The sequence below is a fragment of the Solirubrobacter deserti genome (assembly GCF_027587175.1).
Taxonomy (GTDB): domain Bacteria; phylum Actinomycetota; class Thermoleophilia; order Solirubrobacterales; family Solirubrobacteraceae; genus Solirubrobacter; species Solirubrobacter deserti.
In genome coordinates this window covers 60,250-73,810 of sequence record NZ_JAPCID010000041.1, presented here as the reverse complement: position 1 = coordinate 73,810, position 13,561 = coordinate 60,250, and the positions used below count along the sequence as shown (strand labels likewise).

The 13,561-nt window shown below is 70.2% G+C and carries 11 protein-coding genes and 1 pseudogene; 5 read left to right on the top strand and 7 right to left on the bottom strand.

The window, feature by feature from the left end; all coding sequences use genetic code 11:
- Nucleotides 1-35: 35 nt before the first annotated feature.
- The 4 genes and pseudogenes from OJ962_RS34515 to OJ962_RS23905 form a co-directional block, all read left to right on the top strand.
- Nucleotides 36-317: pseudogene (locus OJ962_RS34515) on the top strand (class I SAM-dependent methyltransferase); the annotation flags it as partial.
- A 74-nt stretch (nt 318-391) separates the two neighbouring features.
- On the top strand, nt 392-598 hold the full coding sequence (locus tag OJ962_RS23915; RefSeq protein WP_270006655.1) for a hypothetical protein: 207 nt from the start codon (nt 392-394) through the stop codon (nt 596-598).
- A 212-nt stretch (nt 599-810) separates the two neighbouring features.
- On the top strand, nt 811-2,001 hold the full coding sequence (locus OJ962_RS23910; RefSeq protein WP_202954282.1) for a hypothetical protein: 1,191 nt from the start codon (nt 811-813) through the stop codon (nt 1,999-2,001).
- A 134-nt stretch (nt 2,002-2,135) separates the two neighbouring features.
- The gene (locus tag OJ962_RS23905) at nt 2,136-2,483 is read left to right on the top strand and encodes a hypothetical protein (RefSeq protein ID WP_202954281.1); all 348 of its coding nucleotides are present in this window, start codon (nt 2,136-2,138) and stop codon (nt 2,481-2,483) included.
- A gap of 55 nt (nt 2,484-2,538) precedes the next feature.
- Here the strand turns inward: OJ962_RS23905 and OJ962_RS23900 are convergent, their stop codons facing one another.
- On the bottom strand, nt 2,539-2,973 hold the full coding sequence (locus OJ962_RS23900) for a Fur family transcriptional regulator (protein WP_202954280.1): 435 nt from the start codon (nt 2,971-2,973) through the stop codon (nt 2,539-2,541).
- A 160-nt stretch (nt 2,974-3,133) separates the two neighbouring features.
- Here OJ962_RS23900 and OJ962_RS23895 point away from each other — a divergent pair, with 160 nt between their 5' ends.
- Complete coding sequence (locus OJ962_RS23895) at nt 3,134-6,016, top strand: choice-of-anchor M domain-containing protein (RefSeq protein ID WP_202954279.1); 2,883 nt, start codon at nt 3,134-3,136, stop codon at nt 6,014-6,016.
- Between the two features lie 36 nt (nt 6,017-6,052).
- Here OJ962_RS23895 and OJ962_RS23890 read toward each other — a convergent pair whose 3' ends face one another.
- From OJ962_RS23890 to OJ962_RS23865, 6 genes are all read right to left on the bottom strand, one after another.
- The gene (locus OJ962_RS23890) at nt 6,053-6,499 is read right to left on the bottom strand and encodes a Fur family transcriptional regulator (protein WP_202954278.1); all 447 of its coding nucleotides are present in this window, start codon (nt 6,497-6,499) and stop codon (nt 6,053-6,055) included.
- A 235-nt stretch (nt 6,500-6,734) separates the two neighbouring features.
- Nucleotides 6,735-8,027, bottom strand: a complete 1,293-nt coding sequence (locus OJ962_RS23885; protein WP_202954277.1) for a redoxin family protein — start codon at nt 8,025-8,027, stop codon at nt 6,735-6,737.
- Nucleotides 7,988-9,376 carry a sialidase family protein gene (locus OJ962_RS23880; protein ID WP_202954276.1) on the bottom strand — a complete coding sequence of 463 codons (1,389 nt, stop codon included), beginning with the start codon at nt 9,374-9,376 and terminating at the stop codon, nt 7,988-7,990. Before OJ962_RS23880 ends, OJ962_RS23885 begins: the two co-directional genes overlap by 40 nt.
- Nucleotides 9,373-9,918 (bottom strand): hypothetical protein, encoded by a 546-nt coding sequence (locus tag OJ962_RS23875; RefSeq protein ID WP_202954275.1) that lies wholly within the window; start codon nt 9,916-9,918, stop codon nt 9,373-9,375. Before OJ962_RS23875 ends, OJ962_RS23880 begins: the two co-directional genes overlap by 4 nt.
- A gap of 462 nt (nt 9,919-10,380) precedes the next feature.
- Nucleotides 10,381-10,662 (bottom strand): hypothetical protein, encoded by a 282-nt coding sequence (locus OJ962_RS23870; RefSeq protein WP_270006654.1) that lies wholly within the window; start codon nt 10,660-10,662, stop codon nt 10,381-10,383.
- A 190-nt stretch (nt 10,663-10,852) separates the two neighbouring features.
- Nucleotides 10,853-13,537, bottom strand: coding sequence for a choice-of-anchor M domain-containing protein (locus OJ962_RS23865; RefSeq protein ID WP_270006653.1), 2,685 nt, complete (start codon nt 13,535-13,537; stop codon nt 10,853-10,855).
- Nucleotides 13,538-13,561 lie beyond the last annotated feature (24 nt).

Genomic DNA, 13,561 nt, shown 5'->3' with positions numbered 1-13,561 from the left:
CACCCGCCGGGTGGCCCACCTTTCAACCGGCGCAGGTGGACCAGTTTTCACCCGGCGCCGACAAAATCGCCGAACCGCTCGTCGCAGGTCGGGCGCTCGACTTGGGATGCGACCTCGGGGACGACTCGATCTGGCTCGCGGGTCGTGGGTGGCACGCGACGGCGGTCGATGTCTCGACCCGTGCCGTCGCGCGCGTCGCCGCTCGCGCCGCCGAACTGGGACTGGAAGATCGCATCGATACGCAGGCGCACGACCTGGCCTCCTCATTCCCGGCCGGGAGCTTCGATCTGGTCTTCGCGCTGTACCTGCAGTCACCGGTCGACTTCAACCGCCCCGCTGTGCTGCGCCGCGCCGCAAAGGCGATCGCTCCCGGTGCCGGCTCTTGGTCGTCGTGCACGGCTCGATCCAGCCCTGGTCCTGGAACCAGGACCCTGAAACGCGCTTTCCGACCCCGCAGGAGCAACAGAACGAACTGCAACTCGAAGCGGGCGTATGGGTCTCGGAGATCGCCGGCACGCCGCGACGCGAGGCGACGGGTCCGGACGGGCAGACCGCGACGGTGACCGACGTCGTCACGCTTGTCCGCCGGGTCGTGTAGGGCAAACGCCACATCACGAGCGAACCGTCGCAGTTCGCCCAGTGCAGCCAGAGGAGACACGGGCAAGCAATCTTTTGGTGCTCGCCGGCGGCAATGGGGTCGTCGCGAGGACTCACCGCCGGCGAGCACCACCTCCTGGAGAGTGGGAGTGCAGGTAACTATACAAGACTGAGTCTTGTTATGTTTTGGCTCCGTTTCCAGGAGGAGATGCCATGCATCGTTCGTTGTCGGCCGTCCCACTTGCGCTCGCCGTGAGCGTCGGCCTTGGCTCCACCGCGGAAGCCGCTGTGGAACGGCTGGAACCGCGGATCGTCGTCAGCGACGGTCAACGCGGAAAAGTCGCGGTATTCACGCTCGACGGCGAGCGCCGTGGAAAGCCGTTCGCCCTGCCGGGCGACGCTCCGGCCTATCTGACGCGCTTGTCCGACGGCCGTCACGTCGCCGCGGTGCAGTACGACGGTGACCGGGTGTCGGTGCTCGACAGCGGCACCTGGACCCAGCCCCACGGCGACCACTTCCACTCCTACGTCGCTCGACCCCGGCTCACGCCGTTCGAGCTCGAGCAGCCCAAGCCCTCGCACGTCGTGTCGCACGGCGATGCCGTCACCGTCTTCACGGACGGGACCGGCACCGCCCACGTCTTCGCCTTGGGCGATCTGCGCCGTCGCGCCGGCGCCGGCACCCAGATCGCAACCGGCAAGCCGCACCACGGCGTTGCCGTGACCGTCGGCGACCGTCTGCTGGTCACAGCGGCCGACCCGGCAGCAGAGGACGGGGCGTTGCCCGTCGACGTGAGTGTGCGCGATGCGGCCGGGACCGAGGTCGGCCGCCTTGGCGCCTGCCCCGAGTTGCACGGCGAGGCGGCCGGCGAGGACTGGGCGGTCTTCGCCTGTGCCGATGGGATCCTCAGCGCGAGCCTACAGAACGGACAGGTCAGCGCCACCAAGTTGGCGTACCCCGCCCCCACCGCCGCCGAGCAGCGCGCCTGGGGCGTGCAGGTCGATGACAGCGGCCGCTATCTCGTCGGCGACTTCGGCACCCGCGCCCTGGTCCGGATCGACCGCGTCGCGGGCACGACGACCGCGATCCCCCTCCCCGGGGATCTCGCGTCGTTCGCCGTCGACGGACGCTCCGTGGCCGTGCTCACCGACGACGGGAAGGTCCGCCGTCTTGACCTGCGCACGGGAGCGTCGCGCGGCAGCGCGCGTGTGACGCGCGCGTTCAACGCCGCGAGTCGCCGACCGACGCCGGAGCTCGCGATGGGTGCAGGCCGCGTCGTGGTCACCGAGCCGGCCGCCGGACGCGTGCACGTCCTGCGGGCAGCTTCGCTCAAGCGCGTCGTTCGCGTCAAGACGGGCGGCCGCCCGCAGCGACTCACCATCACCGGACTCGCCCCTCACTGACCTGGCCGGCGGCACACCCGCGCGAGGACGTTCGGTCTCTCGCGCGGGTGTGCTCGCTATCCGGCCTGATCCGCTGAGAGTCGTTCTCACTCGCAGTTACGTGCAGAGCCGGGAATTCCGGCGACCATGAAGGCATGACGCCCGCCACCCATGACACGCACCCGCACGAGCACGGCCCCGACTGCGGCCACACCCCGCTGAAGCATGAAGGCCACGTCGACTACCTGCACGACGGACACCTGCACCATCCGCACGAGGACCACGTCGACGAGCACGTGATCGAGGTCGACGCCGAGCACCCCGCCGACTGCACGCCCGAGCACGACTGCGACGCCCACGGCGACGGTCACGTCCACGGCCCCGACTGCGGCCACGAACCCGTACCCCATGGCGACCACACCGACTACCTCGTCGGCGACCACCTCCACCACCCCCACGGCGACCACTGCGACAACCACGGCAACGTCGCCATCGCCGCCTGACACGCTTCGGGCGCGGTACGGACACCGCGCCCGCCGTCGGCGGGTCAGGACATCATCACGACCGCCGCCGGCCGCGCAGGACGACGTCATGGCCGGTCAACTCGACGTCCAGTCGCTCGGCGAGCGCATGAATCGCGCGCTCGAACTCCTGGTCGGCGAACGCCACCACATCGCCAGTCCCTTCGTCGACGAGGTGATGGTGATGGTGCTCCGGATCGGCGATCTCGTATCGCGCCACGCCGTCGCGTCCATCGAGTCGATGAAGCAAGCCGAGTTCGAACAACTCGTCCACGGCCCGATACACGGATGCGGCAGAACCCACCGGCTGGGAGCGCAGCATCTGGGTCAGCTCGGCGACTATGAGCAGGCATTGCCCCTCGCGCGCGAGCAGCTCGATCACGGCACTCCGGGCCGCTCCCGCTCGTAGCCCCGCGCCCGCCACTCGATCCTGCGCACGGTTCAGCCAGCGATCTCGCATCTCGAGGTCCATCACTCCAGGATATTGAGAACGGATCTGACTTCGCTTCGCGTGCGCAGCGCGTTTGAAATACGCACCTGCCCCTTACTAAAAGGATTGAGTCCCGATATGGTGCGCGCATCATCCGCCCGACGGCGCCGAGGGGCACCGTCCGATTCAAGGAACCGCATTGATGCTCGTGTCCCGTCTCTCCGGCCTCTTCGCGCTGCTGCTCGCGCTTCTGGCCGGCACCCCAGCCGCGCTGGCTGACCCCGGTCCCGCTCCGGCGCCACGCGAGTACCGGGTCCTGCAGAAGCTGCACACCGACGCCGTCTCGACCTTCCTGGACGCCGGCGCCTTCCAGCTGGGCTCCAAGGCCGACGTACCCGAAGGCCTGGGCACCCGCCTGAACCCCGACGCTCTCTGGTTCCACGTCGACGACGCCTCCAAGCTGACGGTCCCCGCCGGCATGGACTTCCTCGCGCCCGCCGGCGCCACCGTGTGGGTCGCGCCCCAGAGCAACCCCTCCGGCGCTCAGCTCTGGCCTGGCTTCTCGACCGAGTCCGTGCCTGCCGGCGCGATCGACGGCAACCAGACCACCTTCAAGCTGGTCAAGCTCGAAGGGCCCGGCTCGCTCGAGCTGTTCACCACCGGCGGGTTCGGGCAGGTCACCCGTCTGTGGTCGTCCGACGAGAACATCGACACCTTCCAGGTCGGCCGCACCCATATGCACGCCAACTGGGCGTTCACGCAGCCCGGCACCTACAAGCTGACCGTCGAAGGGTCGGCGCAGCGCAGCGGCGAACGCGTCGCCTCCACCGCCACCTACAGCTTTGTCGTTGGCCCACTGCCCGAGCGGGTGACGCCCACCGCGACGCTGACCGCCTCAAAGACCGCGCTCACCCTCGGCGAGAGCGTCACCCTGACCGGCACGGTCGCCCCCGGGACCGCGGACGGCTACGTCGAGTTCCGCCGCGGCACGACCGTGCTCGGTCACGATAGGGTCGAGTCCGGAAGCGCCGAGCTCCAAGTGTCCGACCTGCCGGTGGGCACGCACGACGTCACCGCGGTGTTCGTCCCGGCCGTAGCGAACCTCGCCACCGGCTCGACGTCCGCGGCGCTGCCGATCACCGTCAGCGACGACTCGGGACTGCCGTTCTCGATCACCGGCGTCAAGCCCTCCTATCAGCCGGGCGAGCAGTTGAGCGCGCGCGTGGTCGGCGCGACGCTCAAGGAGAACGAGGTCTTCTACTGGCTGCTGCGCTACAAGGGCACGACCAGCGAGATCGTTCCGCAGTCGACGACCGAGAGCACCTACTCGCAGATCGTCGACGCCCTTCAGGACGACGCCGAGATCAGCGTGCAGATCTACGACACCGCCGCCCGCGTGGCGCGCAGCCAGACCCCGTTCGTCCCGATCGTCATCGAGCATCAGGGCGCGCAGCCCACGATCAAGCAGGTCGGTAGCGCGCACAACCCGCTGCTGCCGGGTGACACGATCGAGTTCGAGCTCGCCGGACGCACGCTCGCCGAGGGCGAGACGCTCGAGTGGGGCTTCTCCACCTACGCCGGCTACTTCGGCGCATCCTTCAGCACCAGCACCTGGCCGGCCACCTACCTGACCGAGGACAAGACCCGCGTCCGCGTGCGCTCGCTGTACAACCCGACTGCCGTCGGTCCCTACGCCCCTCCGCTGGTCGTCAGCGTCATGAAGGACGGCGTCCGCATCGCGCGGTCGGAGTTCACGCGCGTCACGGTCGGACCGCGCGAGCTCGGCGTCTCCGGTCACCGCAACCTCTACCGCGAGGGCGGCCGCGTCGAGCTGGACGCCACGCTGTATCCGCTCCGTGAGGGCGCCGGGGACAACTTCACCTATACCTGGACGTACACCAAGGGCGGCACGACCGAGATCTGGGGCACCGAGAAGCAAACATCGCCGACGCTCACCGGCCCGACGCTGACCAAGGCCCAGCACCACGGCGGCCAGCTCCGGCTCAGCGTGTTCAACAACGGCGAGCTCGCGCAGCGCTCCGCGTCGCTGCCGATCAACGTCACCGACGACCTGACCAGCCAAATCCTCGAGTTCAGCGCGCTGGCCGGCCACTACCACCAGGGCGACCGGGTCCGCCTGACGCTGACCGCCGAACCCGCCCCGCTGCCGGGCGAGACGCTGCGCTGGGAGTGGAAGTGGCCCGGCACCGACTGGCAACCCATGCCCGGCGTCGTGGACAACGTCTGGCAGGTCACCGCCGAGCAAGCCCTCGACGGGGTCGAGATCCGCGCGGTGCTCACCTACGCCGACCCGACCAAAGCACCCGCGATCGCCCAGACCCGTGTCGTCCACGTCGACGACCACGGCGCCGCCCCGCGTCAGAAAGTCACCGTCACCGGCCCGACCTCGGTCGGCGTCGGCGAGCGCGCCACACTGACGGCAGCCGTCGCTCCGGCGTCGGTGCTGGACCGCTACCAGTGGTATGTCAAGCGTCCCGGCTCCGCGGAACGGACGCCGATCGCGGGCGCCATCAACGCGACGTACGCCTTCACCGCCGATTTGGCCGATGACGGCAGCGAGTACAGCGTCGCGGTCGTCAAGCCCGACGGATCGGTCGCGTACGGGCCGTCGGCGCCGATCGCGCTCGACGTGCAGGCGCCCACGACCGTGGTCGAACAACCGATCGGCGGCACGGTCGGCGCGGTGCTCGCGCTGGAGCTCGGCACACCCCGGAGCCTCGGGACCTTCGTTCCGGGCCGAGCGCAGACGTACACGATCACCACCACGGCGACCGTCACGTCCACCCTGCGCGACGCACGGCTCACGGTGGCCGACCCCAGCCCGACCGTCACCGGCCATCTGATCAATGGCGACAGCGCCCTCGCCACACCGCTGCACATCGCGGCTGACGGCGGCGCGCTCGCGCCGCTCAGCGCGCCCGTGACCCTGCGGACCTTCCCTCGCGCGGTCGCCGGCGAGCCCGTCGCGCTCGCTTTCCAGCAGAGCATCGGCGCCCGTGAAGGCCTGGACGTCGGCAGCTACGGCAAGACGCTGACGTTCACGCTCACCACGAGTACGCCGTGATCGAACGCGCGCCCGTCGCTCAGGCGGCGGGCGCGCTCACGCGCACCCGGCACACAGCCCACGCAAGGTCACGTCGTGGGCTTGCATCGTGAACCCTTCCCGCCGTACCACGGTGCGCAGAGCTCGTTCCATCGCATCATCGGTGAACGGCACCAAGCGTCCGCAGTTTGTGCACACGAGGTGATGGTGGTGCTCGGCGCCCTCGGGGTACGCCGTTTCGAACCGCGACAGGCCGTCGCCGATCTCGACTTTGCTCAGCAGGCCGAGCTCCACGAGCTCGTCCAGCACGCGATAGACCGTCGCTCGGCCAACCGGGCGCTCTCCGCCCTTCAAGCCGTCCTCGATCTCTTGGGCGGTCAAGGCGCACGTCTGAGAGTCGAGCCAGTCGATGACCGCTGCACGGCCGCCGCCGCGTCGGAACCCCTCGTGCGCGAGGCGTTCAGTGGCGTACGTGCTCCATTGTGGCGCCGTGGCAGAACCCATCGTCCGGAGCATGTTAACCGGGCCGCCGGCCGATCACCCCGGATCCCTGAACCTTACGTCCGTGCGGGCGGAAGTCTGAACGCCGCGAGCGCGACGCGCATCGGCTCGAACACGGGCGGGAGCACTGAACGAAGTTGTTGGTCGCCATGATTGTCCCGCGGTTTGCCGCGGCGTAAGTGTCGGCTCGGATGGGTCGCGCCGCCGCACCCGGGGCGGGTGCGGCGGCGAGCGCGAATCAGCCGAGCCAAGCCGGTGTGAAGCGGGCGGCCCATTCGGACATTTGCGTGAGCGCTCCTGTGATCAGCAGAATGCCAAGGGCCACGAGCAGGCCGCCGCTCACGCGGTTGACCCATGGCAGCCAGCGTCGCCCGCCTGGGCCGCGGACGCGGAAGCGGTCGACGGCGAAGGCGGCGGCGAGGAACGGGATCGCGAGCCCGAGCGAGTAGGCGGCGAGCAGGATCACGCCCTCCCCCGCGCTGCCCGACGACGCGGCAAGCGCGAGGATGCCGGCGAGCACCGGGCCGATGCACGGCGTCCAGCCGGCGCCGAACGCGGCACCGACTGCGGCTGAGCCGACGGGTCCGAACCGCCGGAGGGTGCTGGCGCGATCCAGCAGACGGGTGTCACGCTGCAGGATGGCCAGCGGGATGAGCCCGAGCAGCATCACGCCGAACGCGATCAGCAGTACGCCGCCGATTCGCGTTATCCACTCGTCGTAGCCGCGCAACGCGTCACCGAGCGCGGTGGCTGAGGCGCCGAGCGCGATGAACACCGCCGAGAAGCCCAGCACGAACGCGACGGCGTGCGTGAGCGTCTCCCTGCGGCTCGCCCGCTTGGCGCCTGCTCCGCGTACGCCGGCGAGCAGTGCGACGTAGCTGGGCACGAGCGGCAGCACGCACGGCGAAAGGAAGCTCAGCAGTCCCGCGATGACGGCGGCGAGCGCGCCGACGACGCCGAAGCTGATCGCGCTCGCCTCCTTGGTCTCGGTGTCGGCACGTTTGACGTAGGCGCCGCTCGAGGCGATCGCTCGCTCGATGGCCGCGTCGATCGTCGTGTCGTCCTCGGTCAGCGCCCCGGGCCAGCGCCGAACGACCACGCCGTTCTTGTCCAGCAGCACGGACTCCGGCACGCCCGTCGAGCGGAACGTCGGGGTGAACGCGTCCTGGGGGTCGAGCCACACGGGGTACGTGACGCCACGCTCCTCGGCGACCCGGCGGACGTTGCCGTCGGAGCCGGGCCGGTCGATCGAGACGCCGACCACGGTGAAGCCTCGGTCGGCGTAGCGCTGCTGGAGCTCCTCGAGAAACGGCATCTCCTCCACGCAGGGCTTGCACCACGTCGACCACTTGTTGAGCAGCACAGCCTTGCCGCGCTGCTCGGCAACGGTCACGGGCGTGGCGTCGTCGAGCGTGGTCGCGGAGAACTCGGGCGCGGGCGTGCCGACCTGGCCACTCTGGGCGTGGGCGGGCGCGGCCAGTCCCGCCCAGATCAGCGCCGCGCACGCCAGCGCCCTACTCGTCGTGCGCATGGTCTTGGCCGGAGTTCGCGTCGCCTGGCCCCGAGCCGTAGCCGCTCCTGCCGGCGGTGCCGCGGGTCGCCACGTGGATGCCCTTGATCGTCCGACCACGCCATCGCGACAAGCGATCCGTCGGTATCGATTGTCGGCGTGATGCCCTTCCCGAGCGGCTCCTTCAGCTGCTCGAGCTTGCCGTCCTTCACGCGCGCGAGGCGGACGACAGGGTCCTTTGTCCGCCGGTCGTCCCACGTGATCCAGACCGTGCCGTCCTGCTCGACCGCCAGGTCGACGTAGGGCGGCGGATAGAAGTCGTCGACGGCGACGGCCCGCGGCTTGGCGAACGATCTGCCGCCGTCCGTGGAGGTCGTGTAATAGACGCCGGGCCGGCCGGGCTTGCCGGTCCAGTAGACGCCGTGGATGGTGTCGTTGCCATCGACGGCGAGTTCGGGCCCGGACTCGGGGCAGCCGTTGAACTCCCAGTCGTCGTTGCCGAGCGGGACCGGGTCCGACCACGTCTTGCCGTTGTCGTAGCTGCGGATCATCGTCGTGTCGCGGATCTGCATGTTTTTGCTCACCGCGTTCACGTCGCGGTAGGCGAAGTAGACGGTGCCCTTGGAGTCCACGGCCAGCGCGTTGTCACAGCAGGCGCAGGAGCTCACCTCGCCGCGCATCGACTTCGAGAAGGTCTCGCCGCCGTCGCTGGAGTGGACGATGTTCACGCCGGTCGGCATCTGCGGGCTCAGCGAATCCCGGTAGTCGAGATAGCCGACATAGACGTTCTTGCCGTAGGTCGCGACGCTCTGGTACATCTCCGACGTCGCCTTGCCGTCGGCGACCGATACCGGCAGCTCGCGCGAGAACGTCTTCCCGCCGTCGGTCGACAGCGAGAACATCGCGTTCATCTTCGACATGTCGTCGTTCATCAGCGGCCACGTGACGAACAGACGATTGTCGCCCGTCGCCGCGATGTTCGTATGCGTGTTGAAGCCCGCGTTGACCGTCCCCTCGTCGTGGTTGGCGCGCACCGGCTTCGAGAACGTCTTGCCGCCGTCGTCGCTGTGGGCCACGTACGCGTCCTGCGGCGTGAAGCTCGCGCCCTTGGGCTTGGGCAGGTCGACCGCCCAGGAGACGTAGATCCGGCCGGTGCCGCGGTCGATCGTCACGTCGGCGTCGTGCGTCGCACCGGTCGCAACCGTCACCGGCGCGCCGAACTCACTCGCCGTCAATGTGGCGGGAGGCGCCGCGGGGCGCTCATCGTTCTTCGCCGCCTGACGCTTGGGCTCAGGCTTGTCGCTCTCACCGCAGGCCGCCAGCGCGCACGCCGCGGCCAGCGCCAGTGCGGTCGTCCATGAACGGCTCATCCGTGGCTCGCTTCCTTGAACGAAAGCTGCGTGCAGGCTTCAACCTGCAACGTCTCCGCCGCCTCCATGGCCTGGCTGGCGTGGGTCTTGACGTTGGTGCGCGGCAGTCCGAGGGCGTCGGTGTCGTCGTTGCCAGCCTCGACGAGCTCGCGGAGCTGCTCGGTCTGGCTGACCGCGCTCTCGAGCGCCGTCTTGAACTCCTCGAACACTGCCTCGTGGCCGTGCGGTGCCTTCAACGCCGCGAGCTCCCGGAAAGGCTGCTCGATCGCCGCCAGCATCGCCTGCGACTTGGTGTCGAACTCCTCCAGGTCAGCCGGGAAGCTGCTGGGTAGCTCAACCTTCGCCATTGCCGCGGAGGCTTGGGAACACAGCGGCGCCGCCTGCTGCTGGAAGCTCTCCAGCGGTTGAGTCGAGAATCTGGCGGCCGCGGGGATGGTGTCGGCCGTGTTGTCGTCGCCGCCGCACGCGGCGACGGTCAAGCTGATGGCGATTGGCGCGAGCACTCGCAGACGAGTGGCGCGGTCGCCGTGGAACGTGCGCAAAGCAAGTCCCTCCTCTCCATGATCAAAGGTCAGGAACGCGGCGAGGAGCCGCGGGCGCTACCGGGGAACGGCGGCGGCGCCGGGAGGAGGACGAACCGCGAGTGAGGAACCCAGCGCGCGCTCGAGCGGGCGGACGACGTACGGGCGCAGTGGCGCGCGAGAAGATGCCGGACGCGAGGACCGCGACGTTGGGCGCCGCCGCAACCGCTCGATAAGGCGCTCGCCTGGGCGTACCCCGCACGCAAGCAGCGCGAGGAGCATCAGGCCCGGCGCGAGCGCGAGTGCCAGTCCGGGTTCGACCCACGCGGCAAGCGCGAGCAGCGCGACGGCAAAGATGACGAAGCGACGGTTCACGGGGCTTCTGAGGTGTCGATCGTGGCGGCGCCCATAGCGCCTGGCTTCTCCTGCGATCGGGATTGACGGACGGGCACACGCCCGCCGCATCGCCGCAGGACCGCGTACCTAGCTGAGCTGCAGGCGCGCGGCGGGCGGACCCCGCAGCCCGTACGCGGCGCCGAGCACCCGTCCGACGGGACGCAGGAACAGCGCGGGCCGTGGACGCCGCTGGGACGCGGGACGAACGGCCGTCACTCGTCGTTGAGCGAAGCACGCGAACAACCGCTCACCCGGCCGGATACCGCACTTGAACAGCGTCAACAGCAGGACGGCCGGCGCAATCGTCAACGCTAGGCTCGAATCGACCAGTGCGATGAACGTGAGAAGCGCCAGCGCACCGGCGAGCACCAGCGGTGTGCTTCGTGGCATGACCAATAGGCGCTTCATGGAAGCCGCACAGTCATACCGCCTCCGTAACTCGGTCGCAACACGTTCGCCGCGCAACGGCCCGCGTCGGGCGCTCATCGACGAGCGCGTGCCTTGTGGTCTGGTCGACCATGGAGCGCGCGAAGTGGTGGTATCGGCTGCCGCGTCCAAGTCAGCCGGAGACCGTCACCTGCGCCGTACGAGTGACGGTCCGCTGTCCGCGGGCTCGCGCCGTGGCGTCGAGCCGGATGTGAAGCGAGCCGCGGGAGCGGGCGATGGCCCGTCGGGCCCGCCTGTCGAGCTGCACCACGACGGTGGCGGTGCCGGGTCGGCGGAGGGTGCGGCGGCCGGCGGCGATCACCCGGCTGCGCAGACCGAGGCGGCGCGCCGTTGCACGTGAGACGGTGGCGCGCACATGGCAGGTCCCCGCAGTCGACAGCCCGCAGCGAACCCGCAGAGCGTCCCGTCGTCGCATCGCGGCATGGCGGACCACCTTCGGCGTAACGACGCGCATGCTCATCCGCAGTCGCGGCGAAGGCATGGGCGCCGGGGTCGCCGGGGTCGCCGGTAGGGCGGGGACGGTCGCGTCACCCGGTCCTGGAGGCGCCGGCGGCGACGGCGGCCGCTGCGGGCACGGCGTGACGGCCGTAGGGTCGACGCCGACGGCGAAGGTCAGCGTTCGACGCGTTACGAGCGGTCGCCCGTCGGGGGCTACGCCCGTCCACTCGAACGTGACGCAGTAGACACCGTGCGCACCGAAACGCCACGCCAGCGGATCGCGGCGGCCCGGCCACAAATCGTGGTGGTCCGGCGCCGTGCCGACAGCGCTGCTCAGCAGCGTTCGCGCGCGCAGGTCGTGCCACTCGTCGCTGAGCGTCAGCGTTCCGGGACCGTCGACGCCGACGAGCCGCCAGCGCAGGTCACCCGCAACGCTGGCCGAGTCGATCGCAGTGGTGTCGCTGCCGAGCACGTAGCGGTTGGCGTCGGGGCTCTCGCCGAGTTCGCGCGAACCGGTGACGCCGAACACGATCTCGTCGATGTCGCGCAGCATGCCCGGCCCCGCCGGGTCCCCCTCGAGTACGTCGACGCGCAGTCCGCCGTCGACCACCTCCGGACGCAGGTCGTAAAAGGCTCGGCGCTCGCCGTCGGCGCGGACGGCGTATGCGGTGCCGCCTGGCTGGCGCTCGGGCCGGGGCTGATGTGACGCCACCGGCCGCGTCCCGCGCTCCGCACAGGTCGGGATGGCGTACGGATCGGCGGCGTCGCCCACGACGACGGTCAGCACCGCCGCGTCCGCGGCGGGGGCGCCCGTGGCCGCGAAGCGGTTGCCGGCACTCATCGCGAGGCAATAGACCCCGGGGGCGGTGAACGACCACGTGGCATGCGCGTGGTTGCCGACGCGCGAGAGCATCCGGGTGGCGCCCGGCAGACCTTGCCGGGTGTTGAAGAGCGGACGGGCGCCGTCAAAGCGATCCCAGAGCACGAACGCGCCCGGGGCGGGGCCGCCGTCGTGGTCCGAGATGGCGTCGAGCCGCCAGACCGAGAGCCGCTGGAACGCGTCCTCGTCAATCGACGCGGAGCTGATGCCGAGCCACGGGATCCCGGGCTTCTGCGTCAACGGGACCGACCAAACCGGGCTGCCCGGCTCACCGATGAACTCGTACGCCGGGTTGGCCGGGATCACGTCTCGCGCCCGGTCGGGTACGACGAGAACGGCGTCCGCAAGCGGGATCTGGCGCTCCACGCGACCGTCGACGCCGACGAACAGCCGCAGCCCTTTGGCGTTTCCCTCCATGGCGATGTCGGCGTGCAGCAGGTCCTCCGGACCGGTGTCGATGACGAACCGTTCCCGGGGCTGCACCTGGTGAGCCCGTGTCGCGGACGCCGGCGAGTGGGCCTCGGCGTCAGCGGGCTCGAACACCGCTCGCAGCAGGTGGCGCCCGGGCTCAAGGCCGGTCGTGACGAGCTCCGCCTGCCCGCCCGCCACGACGACCGGCCCACCGAGCGTCCGCTCACCGCCATCGTCGTTGACGAAGAAGCGCACGCGACCCGTCGCCGAGGTCGGGCCTACGGTGGCGGTGAGGGTCAGGGGCTGTCCGGCCAGCGTCGACCCGGCCGGGTCGGCGGACAGGGTCAGGCTCGTCGTCTGGTCCTCCTCCGCGCAGACCGGCGCGGCGAGCGGGTCGATGTCGCCGACGGCGATCGCCAGCGCGCGACGATCGTAGACCGGCCGGCCGCTGGCCAGGGTCGCGCGGACCTCGAAGTCGAGGCAGTAGTACCCAGCACGGTTGAAGCCCCACGAGAGGCTCTCGCGCTCGCGGTTGAGGTGCCCGGACCCTTGCGACCAGACCTCCCAGTCCCCCGCGGCCATCTCGCCGGCGCTGTCGTAGAGGATCGCGACATTCCACGGGTCCTCGTCGGGAGCATCACGGCCGATGCCGAACGTCGCTACCCGGCTGTCAGCGGGTCCATCGACGCGGCGTACCCTGCCGGCCGATCCGTCGGTGGCCAGTCGACCGGCCAGCAGCTCCCGCGTCCACCCGAGCTGCACGGTGGCGCGCGTCTGCGCGTCGGTCGCATTTCCGTTGTCACCTGTCCACCACGTTCGCGTGCCGGCGGGCCCGAAGCCCGTCAGCCCGTGGTCTTGCGCCCAGCTCGGGACAGTGATGGCCGATCCGGCGCGAGTGTGGACGACCGTGTCGCTGACCGACGACCAGGTCGCGTTGCTGCCGTCGTAGTCCGTCCTGAGCACGCCGAGCTCGAGCTCGCCATCGGCGTTCAGGCGCGGAGCGATGTACGCCGCCTCGGCGGCTACGACGCGCTCTACCGCCGCCCCGGCGGCGGGAGCGGCGGTCAAGAGAGCGGTTGCGGCAAGCGCCGC

Bases quoted from the DNA above. Each gene is read 5' to 3' on its own strand.
- OJ962_RS23910 (WP_202954282.1), top strand. From the start codon at position 811: ATGCATCGTTCGTTGTCGGCCGTCCCACTTGCGCTCGCCGTGAGCGTC.
- OJ962_RS23905 (WP_202954281.1), top strand. From the start codon at position 2,136: ATGACGCCCGCCACCCATGACACGCACCCGCACGAGCACGGCCCCGAC.
- OJ962_RS23900 (WP_202954280.1), bottom strand. From the start codon at position 2,973: ATGGACCTCGAGATGCGAGATCGCTGGCTGAACCGTGCGCAGGATCGA.
- OJ962_RS23895 (WP_202954279.1), top strand. From the start codon at position 3,134: ATGCTCGTGTCCCGTCTCTCCGGCCTCTTCGCGCTGCTGCTCGCGCTT.
- OJ962_RS23890 (WP_202954278.1), bottom strand. From the start codon at position 6,499: ATGGGTTCTGCCACGGCGCCACAATGGAGCACGTACGCCACTGAACGC.
- OJ962_RS23885 (WP_202954277.1), bottom strand. From the start codon at position 8,027: ATGCGCACGACGAGTAGGGCGCTGGCGTGCGCGGCGCTGATCTGGGCG.
- OJ962_RS23880 (WP_202954276.1), bottom strand. From the start codon at position 9,376: ATGAGCCGTTCATGGACGACCGCACTGGCGCTGGCCGCGGCGTGCGCG.